Annotated in this window: 12 protein-coding genes and 1 pseudogene; 3 read left to right on the top strand and 10 right to left on the bottom strand. The window is 64.6% G+C overall.

What is annotated here, in order from left to right:
• From OU682_RS17665 to OU682_RS17645, 5 genes are all read right to left on the bottom strand, one after another.
• Positions 1 to 1,409, bottom strand: a 1,409-nt coding sequence (locus tag OU682_RS17665; RefSeq protein WP_268943513.1) for a phosphoribosyltransferase, incomplete at its 3' end; no start/stop codon positions are given.
• Positions 1,410 to 1,653: 244 nt separating this feature from the next.
• Positions 1,654 to 2,766, bottom strand: coding sequence for an efflux RND transporter periplasmic adaptor subunit (locus OU682_RS17660; protein WP_268943508.1), 1,113 nt, complete (start codon positions 2,764 to 2,766; stop codon positions 1,654 to 1,656).
• A 78-nt stretch (positions 2,767 to 2,844) separates the two neighbouring features.
• Positions 2,845 to 5,205, bottom strand: coding sequence for an ABC transporter permease (locus OU682_RS17655; RefSeq protein WP_268943507.1), 2,361 nt, complete (start codon positions 5,203 to 5,205; stop codon positions 2,845 to 2,847).
• Complete coding sequence (locus OU682_RS17650) at positions 5,199 to 5,924, bottom strand: ABC transporter ATP-binding protein (RefSeq protein ID WP_268943512.1); 726 nt, start codon at positions 5,922 to 5,924, stop codon at positions 5,199 to 5,201. The genes OU682_RS17655 and OU682_RS17650 overlap by 7 nt, the downstream gene beginning before the upstream one ends.
• A 468-nt stretch (positions 5,925 to 6,392) precedes the next feature.
• Complete coding sequence (locus tag OU682_RS17645) at positions 6,393 to 6,917, bottom strand: DUF2934 domain-containing protein (protein ID WP_268943506.1); 525 nt, start codon at positions 6,915 to 6,917, stop codon at positions 6,393 to 6,395.
• A gap of 760 nt (positions 6,918 to 7,677) precedes the next feature.
• Here OU682_RS17645 and OU682_RS17640 point away from each other — a divergent pair.
• Positions 7,678 to 7,863, top strand: a pseudogene (locus OU682_RS17640) (IS6-like element ISPmar1 family transposase); the annotation flags it as partial.
• Positions 7,864 to 7,967: 104 nt separating this feature from the next.
• Here OU682_RS17640 and OU682_RS17635 read toward each other — a convergent pair.
• Genes OU682_RS17635 through OU682_RS17620 form a run of 4 tightly spaced genes read right to left on the bottom strand, consistent with a single transcriptional unit; the run spans position 7,968 to position 13,324 of the window.
• Positions 7,968 to 10,571, bottom strand: coding sequence for a cation-transporting P-type ATPase (locus OU682_RS17635; protein ID WP_268943505.1), 2,604 nt, complete (start codon positions 10,569 to 10,571; stop codon positions 7,968 to 7,970).
• 1 nt (position 10,572) lies between these two features.
• A complete protein-coding gene (locus OU682_RS17630; protein ID WP_268943504.1) occupies positions 10,573 to 11,343 on the bottom strand; it encodes an SDR family NAD(P)-dependent oxidoreductase in 771 nt (256 codons plus the stop codon).
• Between the two features lie 5 nt (positions 11,344 to 11,348).
• Positions 11,349 to 13,097, bottom strand: coding sequence for a cation:proton antiporter (locus OU682_RS17625; protein WP_268943503.1), 1,749 nt, complete (start codon positions 13,095 to 13,097; stop codon positions 11,349 to 11,351).
• Positions 13,085 to 13,324, bottom strand: a complete 240-nt coding sequence (locus tag OU682_RS17620) for a helix-turn-helix domain-containing protein (RefSeq protein WP_268943502.1) — start codon at positions 13,322 to 13,324, stop codon at positions 13,085 to 13,087. Before OU682_RS17620 ends, OU682_RS17625 begins: the two co-directional genes overlap by 13 nt.
• A gap of 128 nt (positions 13,325 to 13,452) precedes the next feature.
• Between OU682_RS17620 and OU682_RS17615 the strand changes: the two genes are divergently transcribed.
• Both OU682_RS17615 and OU682_RS17610 read left to right on the top strand, forming a co-directional pair.
• Positions 13,453 to 14,313 (top strand): universal stress protein, encoded by an 861-nt coding sequence (locus tag OU682_RS17615; protein WP_268943501.1) that lies wholly within the window; start codon positions 13,453 to 13,455, stop codon positions 14,311 to 14,313.
• Between the two features lie 81 nt (positions 14,314 to 14,394).
• Positions 14,395 to 15,225 carry a universal stress protein gene (locus OU682_RS17610; RefSeq protein ID WP_268943499.1) on the top strand — a complete coding sequence of 277 codons (831 nt, stop codon included), beginning with the start codon at positions 14,395 to 14,397 and terminating at the stop codon, positions 15,223 to 15,225.
• Between the two features lie 99 nt (positions 15,226 to 15,324).
• On the opposite strand, the gene OU682_RS17605 is transcribed toward OU682_RS17610, so the two are convergent.
• A complete protein-coding gene (locus tag OU682_RS17605; protein ID WP_268943511.1) occupies positions 15,325 to 16,107 on the bottom strand; it encodes an IS110 family RNA-guided transposase in 783 nt (260 codons plus the stop codon).
• Between the last annotated feature and the right edge of the window lie 203 nt (positions 16,108 to 16,310).

Raw genomic sequence — 16,310 nt, 5'->3', positions numbered from 1 at the left:
TCGGGCAAAGGCTGCGCCAGGCGCCGGAGTGCCTGGACGAGCGTTTCCGCCTTGTCCGGAACAGGCACTGCCTGCGCCGGCTTCAGTTCCCTTGGCGCGGGCAGGTAGTGCTCAAACCACGCACAGGCCAGCTGCGCCACGGCTTCAAGCTTTCCCGGTTCCTCGAACAGGTGACCGGCATCCGGCACGATCCTGAGCAGCTTGTCGCCGCGGAGATGCGCCACGGCCTGGCGGTTCAGTTCGATCACATGCGTATCGTCCCCGCCCACGATCAGCAGCGTCGCGGCCTTCACCTTGGCAAGCCGTGCACCGGCGAGATCGGGACGTCCGCCGCGCGACACGACTGCACCGACCCGGCTGCCGAGTTCGGCGGCAGCCACAAGCGCGGCGCCCCCGCCGGTGCTGGCGCCGAAGAGCCCGAGCGGCAGGTCGGCGATATCCGGCTCTCCGCTGGCATAAACGACCCCCTCGACAATCCGCTCGGCGAGCAGCGGAATGTCGAAGACATTGCGGCGGTCGGCAGCCTCGTTTGCTGTCAGAAGGTCGAAAAGCAATGTTGCGAAGCCGTTCGCATTCAGCTGGTCGGCCACCATTCTGTTGCGGGGGCTGAGACGGCTGGACCCGCTGCCATGGGCAAAGAGGACCAAGCCCCGGGCTGCCTGTGGCACAGCAAGTTCGCCAGGAAGGCCGAGTGGCGGCACAGCGATCGCCCGGCGCAAGATGGCTGTGTCCGGCGCCGGCCCACCCGTTGCCGACCAGATCTGTCGCAGAAGGCCCACAGTCTCTTCGTCGGTGAGCTGGTGGAAATCGTCGTAGAAGGCGCCGACGCCATAGAACACCCGCACCGGGTTCAGGCAGATGACATCGTCGGCCAGCGCCTTCATCTCGGCAAGAACCTCTGCCGGGGCCACCGGCACGGCGACGCAGATGCGTGACGCCCCTTGCCGCTTCATCGCGATCAGCGCCGCCTTCATCGTCGCCCCGGTGGCGAGGCCGTCATCGACAATGATGACCGTCCGGCCCTTGGGGTCCACCTGGGGGCGGTCGCCCAGGTACCGTGCCCGCCGGCGCTCGATTTCCTGCAGTTCATGCGCGCGGGCGCGCTCGAGATAATCGTTGCTGGCGCGCGAGTGGCGGCGAACCTCCTCGTTGATGACGGTCTGAGGCGATGCGCCATCGACCACGGCGCCGAGTGCCACCTCGGGCGCTCCCGGAGCGCCGATCTTGCGGACGAAAATAAGATCCAGCGGGGCGCCAAGCGCGCGGGCGACCTCGAGAGCCACGGGCACGCCGCCGCGCGGAAGCGCGTAGACGACGGGCTGCTTGATGTTCATCGCGGCGAGGCGGGCAGCCAGCTGCCGCCCCGCTTCGGCGCGGTCGGAAAATCTCTCACCTTGCTGGGAAACCATCTGCTCCACCCGACGCAGGCCGACATTCTCAGACTCTCTGCGCCGCGCGTCAGTGCCGCATTGATCGTCGTCAATGACGGGAGGGCTGCGGCCATGGCGCCTCGTCCCTTTCCGGAAACGTCAACAGCACCATCTTGGCACGTCGCAGTGCCGTCGGGCGGGTGCCGCCACATCATCACCTGTACATAAGGGAAACCCGGAAACAGGGTTGCGAACCTTCGCCCATGGCCGAGCCTTCGCGTGCTCATCCTCCCGTGATCGCCTGCACGCGCGTTCCTTCGGCAATGCGGTCCGATGGGCGCAGGATGACCTGATCGCCGGCTGATAGCCCGCCAAGAACCTGCGCAAACTCATCGCTCCGCTCGCCAAGCGTGATTGGCTGCAACCGGGCGCGGCCGTCCCGGACGACAAAGGCCGCCCAGTCCGACCCGTCGCGGAACAAGGCCGCGACAGGGATCGACAGGATGCCTTCGCCACGCCAGAGCGTTATCTCGACGATGACGCGAAAGCCATGTCCCAGGGCGCGACGGGCAGAGTGGTCGCCCTGGAGGTAGAGGATCACCGCCACACGCTGCTCCTCGATCCCCAAGGCCGAGACCTTTGTGAAGGCAGATGGCTCCACCCGTGCCACACGGGCGGGCAAGGGGTCGCCTCCCCAGCCGGTAATCCTTGCCTGGGACCCCTCGCGCACCCGCACCGCGTCGCGCGACAGCAGGTCAACGACAATCTCCAAATTGGCGGGATTGCCGATCTCCAGGATCGGGGCTCCAGGCTGCACCACCTGTTCGCTTTCCGTCAGGACCCGCAGGACCCGCCCCGAAACGGGGGCCACAAGCGTGACGCAGCATGGATCGGGACCGGCGTCGTCACTGCCGCTCAGAACGGCGGCCGCGCTCTCCAGCTCGCGTTCCCGCACGGAAAGGTTGGCGCGGGCGCTGTCGACGGCGGCTTCAGCCGTACGCTGATCCAGCAGGGCATTGTCCAGAAGCCGTTTGGGCAGCGCTGCCCGCTCGTGAAGGACGCGCGCCCGCTCCGCCTCGGAGCTGGCAAAGTTGAGCGTCGCTTCGGCCTGGGCAAGCTGGGCGCGGGCAAGGTCCACGGCCGAGCGGGCGGCGGCCGTGGTCGCCTCGGCCACGGCGCGCGACCGGGAATCCAGAAGCGCAGGTGCGGCGGGGCCGATTGAGGCCACGACCGTCTTGCCAGCAAGGACCTCGTCGCCTGCATGTAGATCGATGCGGTGCAGCTTGCCCGCGATCGTTGCCGATACGGTAAACACCTCTCGGATGCGCGCCTCACCCTCCTCCTCGACGGTGACCTCGAAGGTGCGCGCCGCAACCTGGGCAAGTTCGACCGGCACGGGCTTGGGCAGGAGCGCCCAGACCAGAAGGCCCGCGACGGCAACAATAGCAAGGATGTAGGGAAGGCGGCGTATGGGTCACTCCCTTGTCTTCAGCACTTCGATCATGTCGAGCCGGTTGATACGGCCCCGGATCAGCGCGGCCGAAACCAAGGCGGCCGCCAGGACAGCAAGGCTTGCCACGGCAAAGACCTCGCGGCCGATCACCAGGGACACGCGGTAAAGGTCGGAGGAAAACGCCGCCACCATGGCTTGGGCGATGGCGTAACCGATCAGCCACCCAAGGGGCTGCGCGATCAGGACGACAGCCGCCAGTTCGCGGTAAAGGATCCCCGCGACCTCGCTTCTGGTAAAGCCGAGGACGCGAAGGCTTGCAAGTTCGCGCCCCTGCTCGGAAAGCGCGATGCGGGCAGAATTGTAGACGACACCCACTGCGATAATCCCGGCAAGCGCCACATAGACCGTCACCATGATCGTGATGTTGTCCGCCAGAGTCTCGCGGAAACGGTTGACCGTCAATTCCCTGACCCCAACAAAGCCGGTCCGTGGCGTTTCACGCGCGGCAGCGTAGAAGTCGGACTGCAACGCCGGATCCAATTGAAGGTTCACGCCCGAAATCATGGCGCCCTCGCGCATGATCCGGTTCAGCGCACCGATGTCCATGGCGACGGACAGCCCGACATAGCCGACGGAAAGGCCGCTGACCGGCAGGACCAAGACCGGACGAGGACCCTCCAGCACCTCGACCTCCACCAGGTCGCCGGGACGAACGTCCAGCGCCTCGGCCAGCGCCTCGGACAGGATCAAACCCGCCTCGGGCATGGCCATGGGTCTGAGGTCGGGCGCCACCGTGCGCGACAGGTGCGGCTCGGGTGGTTTTCCGATGATCGTGAGCTTGCGCGACAGGTTGCGATGCGAAAGTCGGGCCGTGACCGCACGAAACGGCTCGACCACCATCACCCCTGGCAGGGTGCGCGCATCGAAAGCGGCGGAAGCCGGAAGCGGGTCGCCGAAGACAATCTGCGCGTCATGCCGTTCGCTACGCCCGAAGGTGACGTGGATCATGTGTTCGATCGAGCCGAAGGACCAGAGCGAGGCGACGAGGATCGCCACCGCCATGGCGATGCCCAGGACGGACGAGCCGGTGCGGAGCGGCCAGCGCCAGAGATGGCGGGCGACCATCAGCCCGGTCTGGCGAAGCCCCAGCAGCCGCCTGAGCCAGCCGCCATTCCTGCGATAGGCAACCGGCGCGGGCGGGGTCATGGCAACGGCGGGCGGCAGCGCGACGACCGATCGCGCCGCCCTCACTGCCCCCGCGACAGCCGCGCCAAGCGTCACAACGGCAGCCAGCCCATAGACCTGCGGGTCCCGAGAGAAGACAAGGAAGGGAAACGAGAAGAAGCGCGCATACATCTGCGCCATCCCCGCGCCCAGCCAAGCGCCCGCGACAAGGCCGATGGCGATACCGGCAAGCGCGATGGCCAGCACGAACTCGACATAGTGCATTGCGATGGCTCGGGACCCATACCCGATGGCCTTCAGCAGTCCGATCTGCTCGCGTTCCAGTGCCACGAGCCGCATCAGCGTCATGTTCACGAGCATCGCCGCCACCAGCAGAAAGATCGGCGGCAGGACCTTGACCATGGCGCCGAGCTGCTTGATCTCGGCATCAAGAAACGCATGGGAAACCTGATCCTCGCGTCCCTCGGCCCCCGCCCCGCCATAGGGCGCAAGGAGGCGGTCGATCTTTTCGATCACCGCGGCTTCATTGGCGCCCGGGACCAGTTTTGCCACGACGCTCGAAACCGACCCCCTGAGGTCGAAAGCGCTCTCCAGTCCGTGTCTCGGCATCCAGACGATGCCGAACCGGCGCGGGTCCGGCATGATGTCGCCGGGGCCGAGCGCATAGATGAACTCGGGCGAGAATGCCGTGCCGGTCAGCCGCAACTCCCGCCGCTGGCCGTTCATCAGGACCGGCAGCCGGTCACCCGGACCCAGCCCGCGGGCGTCGGCAAAGCCTTCGGACACGACCACCTCGTCCGCCGACAGCGGGTCGGGCATCCGGCCGCGGCGCAGATGCAGCCGGTTGAGCCCTCCCTCCCCCGGAAGCGAGACGAACAGGACCGATCCCGGTTCGGCCATGGCAGGCAGGTCGAGAAGCCCGACCTTCACGATCCGCCCTTCCGCCTGCAGCACGCCGTCGATCAGCTCGATCTCATCGATCAGCGCGATTGGCGCGCGCGTGAGGTCGGCGAAGACATCAGCGAAGCGACTGTCCGCATAGTAGCGTGCCCGTGTCTCGGTCAGCGCGTCCAGCGCGCCGTTCCCGAGGATCAGCGTCGCCACTCCGGCGGCAAGGACCAGTGCGATGGCCAGGGCCTGCGCCCCAAGGCGGCGGAGATCGCGCAGGACTTTGCGGCGGAGGGGAGAGATCACCATGAGACCTCCGCCGGTGTCTTCCTTGCCGCATTGCGCGATTCCTCGGCAATGCGCCCGTCCGCAAATCGGACCACGCGGTCGGCGATATCGCGGATCGCGGCATTGTGGGTGATGACCAGCGTGGTCGCGCCGACCGCGCGGTTCACCTCGGTCAGCGCCTCGAGCACGCGAATGCCGGTCCGGCTGTCAAGCGCGCCGGTCGGCTCGTCGCACAGAAGCACCTCGGGCTGTTTCGCGATGGCCCGCGCGATAGCGACGCGTTGCTGTTCACCCCCGGACAGCTGCGCCGGGAAATGGTCGCGGCGTTCGCTGAGCCCCACCAGCGCCAGCGCATCATCGACGGGCATCGGATTGTGCGCGATCTCGGTTACCAGCTGGACATTCTCGCGTGCGGTCAGGCTTGGGACGAGATTGTAGAACTGAAAGACAAACCCCACGTGATCGCGCCGATAGCGCGTCAGTTCGGCCTCGCTCGCCGCAGTCAGCTGGTGATCCTTGAACCAGACCTCGCCGGAACTCGCCCGGTCGAGTCCGCCGACGATGTTGAGAAACGTCGACTTGCCCGACCCGGACGGCCCAAGGATCACGACGAACTCACCCTGTGCCGCCTCGAAGTCGACGCAACGCAGCGCATGCACTTCCAGAAGCCCGCTGCGATAAGTCTTGGACAGGGCCTTGACGCGAAACACCGGTCCCGTTCTGGCGGGCGGGCCCCTCATGGCCGGGCGATCCGGCACGCCTCCGCCGATCTCGCCGTCGCCCTCCCGATTACCACCGCCATGTTGCTCCTCCAAGAATTCTGGCGAGGATGACAGCCTCTGGTGCCGAGCGCATTGACCAACCTCAACCCCTATGGCCGGTAACGGCGATCAACGGGGCAAGGCGGAGGAACCTGTCATCTCGGGAGTGGCTGGCCTTCGGAAATCCCGATGAGCCAAGCTATCAATCCTTCGAAGTCCAGGATCGACGAAGAGACAAATCCCGTCAAGATGATGAAGTCGCTGGCGATCCCTGGGGATAAACAACCACCCGATACTTACGGTATGCCCCGTGGGACCGATACCACCCACTTGAAAGACCTTCGCTGCCGCTCCGAGCTGCGAAGGTTTCCCGAGAAGGACATGCGTTCGCTTTTCACGCAGTGTCAAAATGCGACGCCATCTTTATGGGCAGCCGAGTGGAAGACCTCATTCAGCCATGCGGGAGGCTTTGGGAGCCACTACGGGCTCTTCGATCTGCCCCGCATCCTGAGGCGCTTCCCTATTGGGATCGATATTCTCTTCCGCGACAGTGGTAACTTTAGGCTCAGCATCCCCGGCTGCCGTTGAGCTGCCCGTCGCCTCCTCGGGCACAGCCCTTGCTTTCTGTCCTCGTGCTGCCTTCGGCGCCTTTGTGCCGTCTTCCGTTACCGCTTTCGGTTTGCGGCCCTTGGTTCTTGCCGGCTCCTCCGTCAAGACCTCAGCTGTCGTATCGGTTGTTTGTTCCCGGCCCGCATTCGATGTGTTTGCAACTGTTTTCGCTCCGGCTCTCCGCTTCGAGCCGCGGCGCATAGCCGTCGTGCCGGCCGGGGAAGATGCCCCTGCAGCGTCTTCCGCGTCGATCTCGTATTCCGCCTGCGACCAGTGTTGCGCATCCTGGCCATGGGGGCGGCCTTCCTGCTCCCATATGGAATGCGCCCGTTCCTGGATCCGTCTTGTACGTTCATCAGTCATGATAAGTCCTCGTGTTTTCCATGAGCATCTTGTCTCCAAGGTTGCAAAGACAAGATCGCCAAAGATTCAAATTTCTATATCGGCAGCGTGACACGCCCATGCTCTCTTGCCAATGGCTTCTCGGCAGCAGATCCAGCCATGCTCCCAGTAAGCAGCTGCTGCACTCTGGGTACGACGATCCGGCGTTACAGGCGTCGAGGGTGCCTTATCATTTTTGACCAGGGCAGGATGTTGTCCTCTCCTGTGTCGCGCACTCGTGAGCAGCCGATTTCTGCGACGTCCTCGTCTCCTGCTTATCCTTGCCTTCTGACGCTCGGCGCGGCGGCAGTCGAGTTCTGCCTTGACAGGCAGGTGCAGGGCGAAGCGGTGTAGCCGGTGCTCATCGGTGAACCCCGTTTTGTGTGCCTCGGCCAACCGCGGCAACATGAAGCTCTTTGTGGGTATCGACGCTGCCAGTGATGCCGGCTGCCGTGCTGTTTGTTCCGTCCATGCCTCGCCTCTCGGTCTACAATTGTCTGCTGGCAGAGCCCGGGTTGATGCATGGACTGGACAGTCACGAAACCGATATGGTCAGGCCCTTCTCGGGTCACAGGTAAGGTCCCAGGCTATGCCTCACCGCAAGGCGTGCTCGGGCGGCCGACTGGTCCAAGGAAAGACACGCCGGTCGATCAGTGTTCGAGTCAGGCCACACCGAGGCACCCTGCAGCGCTAGTCTACCGCGACCAATCGCTGTTTTGGGATGTCACTCCTATTCATGCCAGTTAACAACTTGGTGGAACAGGCCTACGGCTTCATCAAGCGCCGGGCGAATCCCATACTGGGCTTCAAGAGCTTGACCTCAGCTGCATCGACCATCGCCAGCGTCGAGATTGTCAACATAATCCGCAAGAGCCAGCTCAGGCCCGAACGGCGTCCGTTTCAGCAGTTCTGTCATAAGGCCGCTTGAAACTGTATGTTCAGTCGCCTACCGGCATCTGTCACACAGCTTGCGACCCATCCTCAGCCGCAGCAGGAAAAGACCCCGGAGGCGGGCTTACTTCGGTGATCTTATCATGATCTCAACCCCAGTCTGATCTGTTTCTCGATCTCGATCAGCGCGAAGAAGGCGCCGCCGATGCCGACGATCAAGAGGCCATCGAGCAACGGGACCGGCGCGGTGCCCAGTACGGCGTGTAAGGGCGCAAGGTAGGTGACGGCGAACTGCGCGGCCGTGATGATGATGACCACGGTCCAGATCACTCGGGTCCCTCGCACGGCTGCCCAGGTCAGCGAGGTGCTGTGGATGTTGCGGATGAAGAAGAGGTGGAAGATCTCCAGCACCACCAGCGTGTTCATCGCCATGGTCTGCGCCAGCGCCAGCGGATAGCCCTTGCCGATAGCATAGGCAAAGACGCCGAAGACGGCCGCCAGGAACAGTGTCGCGACAAGGATCACGTGCCAGACCAGTTCGCCCGACAGGATCGGCGCAAGGCGCGCGCGCGGCGAGCGGGCCATGGTGCCCGGCTCTGTCGGCTCGAAGGCGAGCGCCAGGCCCAGGGTGATGGCGGTGATGAGGTTCACCCACAGGATCTGCACCGCCGTTACCGGCAGGGCGAGGCCCAGGAGCAGGGCCAGCACGATCACCATGGACTCGCCAGCATTGGTGGGCAGGGTCCAACTGATCACCTTCTTGAGGTTGTCCCAGACCGTCCGCCCCTCGCGCACGGCCGCGGCAATGGAGGCGAAGTTGTCATCCGCCAACACCAAATCGGCCGCCTCCTTGGCGGCTTCGGACCCCTTCAGCCCCATGGCGATGCCCGCATCGGCGCGCTTTAGAGCGGGGGCGTCGTTCACCCCGTCCCCGGTCATGGCCACCAACAAGCCATGCGACTGCAACGCGGTGACCAGGCGCAGCTTGTGTTCGGGGCTGGTGCGGGCAAAGACGCTGGTGCCCACCACCTCCAGCGCCAGTTGTGCGTCGTCCAGCTTGTCAAGGTCGTGGCCGGTCAGCACACGGTCCGGGTTTTCCAGCCCGATCTGGCGTGCGATGGCGGTGGCAGTGCCGGCATGGTCGCCGGTGATCATCTTGACGCGGATCCCCGCCGCCCGACATTCCGCCACGGCGTCAATCGCCTCCGTGCGCGGCGGGTCGATCAGGCCGACAAGGCCGAGGAAAGTCAGCCCGCCCTCCAGCGCGGCGGGGTCGATCCGCTCGCCCGGTTCGGCACGCGCCGCAAAGGCCAGCACCCGCAGGCCGCGCCGCGCCAGCGCCTCGGCCCGGTCGTGCCAGTGGCCAGCGTCCAGTCCTGCGCACATCCGCAGCACCCGCTCGGGCGCGCCCTTCACATGGATGAGGCGCCCGGCTGCACTCTCGGTCAGCACGGCCATGAAGCGGTGGCGGCTGTCGAACGAGATCGCGTCCAGCCGCCGGGCGGCCTGATCGACACCGGTCTTGCCCGCAAAGGCCAGCAGCGCGCCCTCCATCGGATCGCCCTCGACCGCCCAGGCCCCGTCCTTGCGATGCAGGCGCGCGTCGTTGCAAAGGGCCGCCGCATGCGCCAGTTGCTGCAGATCGCCGTCCGGCGTGATCGCCCCGTCAGGCGCATAGCCTTCACCCGCGATGGCGAACGCGCCTGCGGCCGTCTCGGCCGCCGCCACCACCATCTCGTTGCGGGTCAGGGTGCCGGTCTTGTCGGTGCAGATGACCGAGACCGAGCCGATCGCCTCGATCGCGGGCAGGCGGCGGATGATGGCATTGCGGCGCGCCATCGCTTGCACGCCGATGGCCAGCGTGATGGTCATCACCGCCGGCAGCCCCTCGGGGATCGCCGCCACCGCCACGCCCACGACCGCCATGAAGAGGTCGGCAAAGGGTAGGTGGCCGACGAAGTAGCCATACGCCAGAAGAAGTGCGGCGCAGAGGAGGATCAGGAATGAGAGCCAGCGCGCGAAGTGATCCATCTGCGCGACAAGGGGCGTGGTCAGTTGCTCGACCCCGGCCAGAAGCCCGCCGATGCGCCCGATCTCGGTGCCCGCGCCCGTCGCCACCACGAGCCCCCGCGCCGTGCCCTGGGTGACCAACGTGCCTGACCACAGCATCGACCGGCGGTCGCCGAGGGCGGCCTCGGCGGCGACCGGCGTTGTCTCCTTTTCCACCGGCACGGATTCACCCGTCAGGATCGCCTCCTGCGCCGCCAGTCCCCGCGCCTCCAGCACACGCATGTCGGCAGGCACCTTGTCGCCCGCCTCCAGCAGGACGATGTCGCCCGGCACAATATCGGCCCCTTCCAGCGTCACCCGCTGCCCGTCGCGCAGGACGGCGGCCTTCGGTGCCAGCATGGTGCGGATCGCGGCCATGGCGGCCTCGGCCTTGCCCTCCTGGACAAAGCCGATCACCGCATTGGCCAGCACGACCGCCAGGATCACCCCGGTATCGATCCAGTGCTGCAGGGCCCCGGTCACCACCGCCGCGCCAAGGAGGACGTAGATCAGCACGTTGTGGAACTGCATCAGGAACCGCAGGACCGGCCCACGCCCCCGAACCTCGGGCAGGCTGTTCGAACCATACCGGGCAAGGCGCCGCGCCGCCTCCGGCGTGGTCAGGCCCTCCGGCCCGGCTTCCAGACCCGCAAGGCAGTCGGTGACGCATGTCGCGTGGGGGTTGCTTAAAGTCATGTCATCGGGCCGTGTAGCCGCCGTCGATGACGATCTCGGCGCCGGTGACGAACTTCGCCTCGTCAGAGGCCAACCAGACCACCGCCCAGGCAATGTCGTCGGGTTCGCCCATGTTCCCGATGGGATGGGCCGCGGCGGCCGCGACTTTTGCCGCCTCCAGGTCGGGGGCTGTGGCGCGCAGGTGGTTTTCCACCATCGGCGTCCAGATATAGGCCGGATGGATCGAGTTCACGCGGATCCGCTCGGGCGCATAGGTGATGGCGTCGTTCTTAGACATCAGCCGCACCGCGCCCTTTGAGGCATGATAGGGCGCGATGCCGCCGACGCCGATCAGCCCGGCGATGGAGGACAGGTTGATAATCGACCCCGTGCCAGCCGCGCGCAGATGCGGGATCGCGTGCTTGGTGCCGAAGAACACACCCTTCACGTTCACCGCCTGCACCCGGTCCCATTCTGCCTCGGTTACCTGGTCGGTGGGCTTGGGGCTGCCGGAGATGCCCGCGTTGTTGACGATCACCTGAAGCCCGCCGAACCGGGCGGCGGCGGCGTCGATGGCGGCCTTCACCGCCGCCTCGTCCGAGACATCGACAAGCCAGAACCCGACGTCATGACCGCTGGCGGTCAGCGCATCGGCAAGTGCCTGCCCGTCGGCCCCCATCACGTCGAAGATCGCGACCCTGGCCCCTTCTTCGGCCATACGTTCCACACAGGCGCGGCCAATGCCAACGGCGCCCCCGGTCACGGCGGCAGTCTTACCAACAAGTCTGTTCATGGCCCTCATCCTTTCGCGTCAACGAGGTAAGCGTGATCACCCGGTTCGCGACCCTCGGCGGCGATCTGGGGGAACTCGGTGCGCTGTTCTGCGGTGGCACCACGCAGCAGCTCAACGGCGCGGTCAGCGGCATCCTGGAAAGGCTCCAGCACCAAATCGACACCTGCGCCGAACAGCACCTCCGTGTCACCTGCACTGTGCGAGGCAGCCGCCATCCGCCCGGAAAACCCGGCAGACCGTGCCAGCTGGATCAGGGTCCGGCGGGTGTCTTCGTGGCTGAGGCCCGTCGGGTGGATCGGCACTGTCGACACCATCCACTCCACCCCGCGGAACGGCAGTTCCGAGACGAACTCAGGATCGCCGGCATCGCCGAAATCTGCCTCAAGTCCAAGGCCGCGCCACCGACGCACCGCTTGCGGGTTGAAGTCTACGCCCAGCACCCGGATGCCCCGTTTGTGCAACCGCAGCCCGATTGCAGTGCCGAACCGGCCAAGACCAAAGATGATGACCTTGTAGCTGCTGGCCTTGGCTGCGTCGGCGTCCAGGGGCTCTTTCGGCGTTCGCCCGCGTTCGAAGATGCCAAGCAGCGGCTCGAACACCGTGTAAAGCTGGTGCGAATAGGTGATCATGTATGTCGAGGCCGCGATGGTCACGACGGCGACCATGGTGACAAGGCCAAGCACGTCCTCGGTCACATGGCCTAGAGACAAGCCCATGGCGACAAAGATCAACGAGAACTCGCTGATCTGCGCCACTGTCAGCCCAGCCAGAAACCCGCTGCGCTTGCGGTAGCCCATGGCGCCGGTCATGCCCAAGATGATCAAGGGCTTGCCGATCAGCACGAAGACCGACAAGACCAGTGCAGCAACGATCTGCCCGCCCAGAAGGGTCAGGTCCAGCGCGCCGCCCAAGGCCACAAAGAAGAACAACAAGAGAAAGTCCCGCAGTGGTGCAAGCCGGGCCGAGATCGTCTCGCGATAGCCCGTCGAGGCAAGCGCCACCCCGGCAAGCAGGCCGCCGACCTCTTTGCCCAGGCCCGCGACATCGGTGACGGCCGCTGACACCGTGGCCAGCGCGATGGCGAAAACGACCAGAAGCTCGGGCACGCGCGCCAGCCGTTCGGTTAACGGATTGGCGACATGGCGCGCAAACAGGACCATGGCCGCCACCAGGACCAGCCCCCAGAACAGGACCGACACAACGGACCTACCCTCGGACCCGCCATGCGCATCCGTGCCGATGCCGGAGGCCGACAGCGCGATCATCGCGAAAATTACGGCCAGATCCTGCACGATTAGGATGCCAAGCGCAATCTGGCCGTGCAGTGCGTCGATCTCGCGCCGGTCGGACAGCATCTTGACCACGATGATGGTCGAGGAAAAGGCCAGGGCCACTGCGACATAGAGGCTTGTGACATGGCCCAGCCCCAGGCCCAGGCCGATAAGGTAGCCGAAGAAGGCGGTGCAGATCACCTGCCCCAGGCCCGTCATCACCGAGACCATCCCCAGCGACCGGATCAACTTCAGGTCCAGCTTGATGCCGACCAGGAACAGAAGGACCGCAATCCCGAGTTCCGACAGAAGGTCGATCTGGGCATCCGAGTGCACGACATCCAGTGCCGATGGCCCCGCGATCAGCCCAACAGCGATAAAGCTGACGATCAGCGGCTGCCGGGCCAGCGTGCCGACAAGGCCGATGGCGGCAGCCATGACCAGAAGCAGGGCAACTTCGGAAAAAGTGGTCAGGTCCGGCACTTGGCATCCCCCTCCGGGCCTCTGCCGTTCAGGATTTCCCTCGGCAACTTCGGTGCTGTCTGATGGGCGGTCAGGAAGTCGGCCAAATCGGAATCGGCGATGCGCCAGCCCTTGCCGATGTCGATCGCGCGGAGCTGACCCTTCTTGATCCAGTGGCGCACGGTCGCCTCGGCGACCTTCAGGCGGTCGGCCACCTCCCGGACGGTTTGATACTGGTCCTGCGGCACGGTCTTCCGCCTTTCGTGAGCTTTGGTGAAGAATAGCGAAACATTGTCGCGTGTGATTGACCTGCATCAATCAGCGAACCAACTGGTCGTGTTTCCATTCGCTCACGCCGAGGACAGGAGGGCACGCCATGCAGCGCATCATGTTGGCCACGGATTTTTCCGAACGGTCGGACCGTGCATTGCGCCGGGCGGTCATCCTGGCCCGCCAGCACGGGGCCGCCCTGGATATCCTGCATGTCGTCGACGAAGATCGACCACGCCCGATCGTCAATCACGAGGTCAACCATGCGCGCCAGCTGCTGGGAGAACTTGCCCTGACCTTGAAGGATATGGACAGTGTCGTCTGCACGACCGGGATCCGCCTTGACGATCCCTTTGTCGGCATCGTCAAGGCGGCTGCGGAAGCGGCTCCCGACCTTTTGGTCATCGGGCGGCATCGTCGTCAGGTCCTTCGCGATGCCTTTGTCGGAACGACGGCGGAACGCACGATCCGTACGGTGCACTGCCCGGTGCTGATGGCGAATGGACCTCCTGTCGGCCTTTGGCGCCATGTGCTGATGACGACGGACCTGTCTGAACATGCAGTCAACGCGCTCAGGCGCTTTCTCGCGGGCGGGATTGCGGGCGATGCAACGCGCTCGCTCCTTTACGTCTTCGACGTACCCGCGTTGCGCCTCCTGATGTCCGACAGCATGGGAGAGGAAGGACAGCGCGACTACCTGGAGAACCTCTCCCGCAAAGCGAGGCAGGAACTGGCGCAGTTCATCGGACGTGCCGGGATCGGCCAGGCCGAGCGAATCGTTCGCCACGAAGAGACGACCGTCGCAGATGAAATCCTCAAAACTGCCGGAGAGGTGAATGCGGATCTGATCGTCATCTCGACGCAGGGCAAAGGGGCGGTCTCCCGCATGGTGCTGGGCAGCGTGGCGACGCAGGTGCTGAGGGACGCTCAATGTGACGTCCTCGTCATGCCCACGGTGCTTGCCTGATCATCGACCCGGAAGATTGGACACGGTTCGTCCAGCACATTCTCCGGTCAATCGCCTGAAACCGACAAAGGAGATCCCGTTATGCCTGATCGCATCGCCTACATTCCCTTGAACACCTATCCCGAAGCCCCTTCAGACGCTGCAATCCTGGCCACCATTGGTCTGGCTGAGACGCTGGGGTGCGAGATGCACGTCGCCACGTTCGCGGTGGACATTCCACCCGTCGCTTTGCCTTGGGGCGATTTCCTGATCAACGTTGAAGAGATGGCCCGCGCTGCCGAAGACCGCAGCAAGGCAGAATGCCAGCGGCTGCGCGCCTTGATCGAGGCAGGGGCAAAGGGCAACAGAGCCATTCATTTTGTCCACCACCAGCCGGTGATGGGAGGGGCGCTAGAAGCGGCCACCGTTGAGTCCCGCTACTTCGATCTTGCGCTCGTGCCTTGTTCTTCTGTTTCATCGCAAGACATGGCGCAGTCACTGGTCTTCGGTTCTGGCCTCCCAGTTATTCTCGTGCCTCAGCCAGCGCAGTTCGAGCAGGTCCATCACCTCGCCATCGCCTGGGATGGGAGCCATGTTGCGGCACGCGCGCTCGGCGATGCACTGCGACTCCTGGCGGATGGCGGAAGGATAACGGTCCTGACTGTCCAGGATGAGAAAGCGCTCAGTAGTTCCGGCATCGCCGAGACCCTCGCAGCTTCGCTTGAACTGCGAGGTTACGTCGCCAAGGCTATGAGCCTCAGGCTTGAGGGTAGGTCGATAGCGAAAGCACTACAGGATGCTGCGATTGAAGAAGGCGCACAGCTTCTCGCAATGGGCGGCTTCGGGCACTCCCGACTTCGGGACTTTGTACTGGGAGGAGCAACGAAAGGCGTGTTGGCGGATCTTCGAATTGCGACACTGTTGGCGCATTGAGTGAGTTATATAGACCTCCTCCTTCTAGTCCCGGTCGGCAAAGAGAAGGTCGGGGGGCGGTCACATCGTCAACGCCCTACCAATGTCACCGCCATGACCCTACGCACCAGCCGCTTCCTCATAGAGCAACCCGCGCAGTCGGCGGTCACCTCGTCGCGAGATATGACCGTCATAATCAGCCTCGCCAGACCGATACCGGCGGGAGGTCGGGCCAAGGCAGGATCCGGCGGCACGGGAGTTCCAGAAGTTGTCCGAATGTTCGACCGCAGCAACATAAGGGATCGCTGTGATGGCGCCGATGCCGGGTATTGTCATGAGACGTTTCGTGGCCGAGCTTTGCCGTGCCGTGGCAAGCAGGTGCTGACCCAGACAGGCGGCACGTTTGCGCAACTCGAGCCAGACCTCCAGCAGCGGCAAGATGATCTGTGCCAGCAGGCTATCATCTGCCACCAGCTTTCGGTCGTGGAAATCGAAGACGCGCCCAGTGCCTTTCGGTATGATGACCCCAAAGATCTTCATGAAGCGACGGATCTGGTTGGTCAGCTGGGTCGTCATGTCCAGAGGCTGAGCACGCGCCTCAATGAGCGTGCGGATCCGCATGGCTCCGAATGACTTGACCCGCACAGCCTTGTAGAAGCCAGCCTCAGCCAACTGCGCCAAACTATCTGCGTCATTCGCATCCGTCTTGTTGAGGGTCTCTCTGGGTATCTTCTGAGCGTGACGCGCTTCGATGCAGATCGCGGGCAGTCCTTCTTCCGTCAAGGCGTGAAAGAACCAGGTCGCCAGCGGGCCGCTCTCGAAGATGACCTTCTGGGGTTGAGCAGCGTGCTTGCGAATGGTCCGGGCAACGGCGTGCGGGTCAGAGGGCGTCTCCCTCGCCAGACTCGGCGCCCGCCCTGGCGGATCGAGATCGTTGTGTCCTTCAGAGAGACATCAAGTGCGACATACTGGTCCATGGTCATTCTCCATTCCATGGCGCGACCAGGCCGTTCATCGGCTCGGCGGCCCCACCATATCGGGCGGCGGCTCGGGTCCACGACACAGAGCCCGAGAAACGCGACGCGCGATTACCCCCATGTTTTGCG

The organism is Paracoccus benzoatiresistens (assembly GCF_026913015.1).
Taxonomy (GTDB): domain Bacteria; phylum Pseudomonadota; class Alphaproteobacteria; order Rhodobacterales; family Rhodobacteraceae; genus Paracoccus; species Paracoccus benzoatiresistens.
This window is presented reverse-complemented; position numbering and strand designations above follow the sequence as displayed.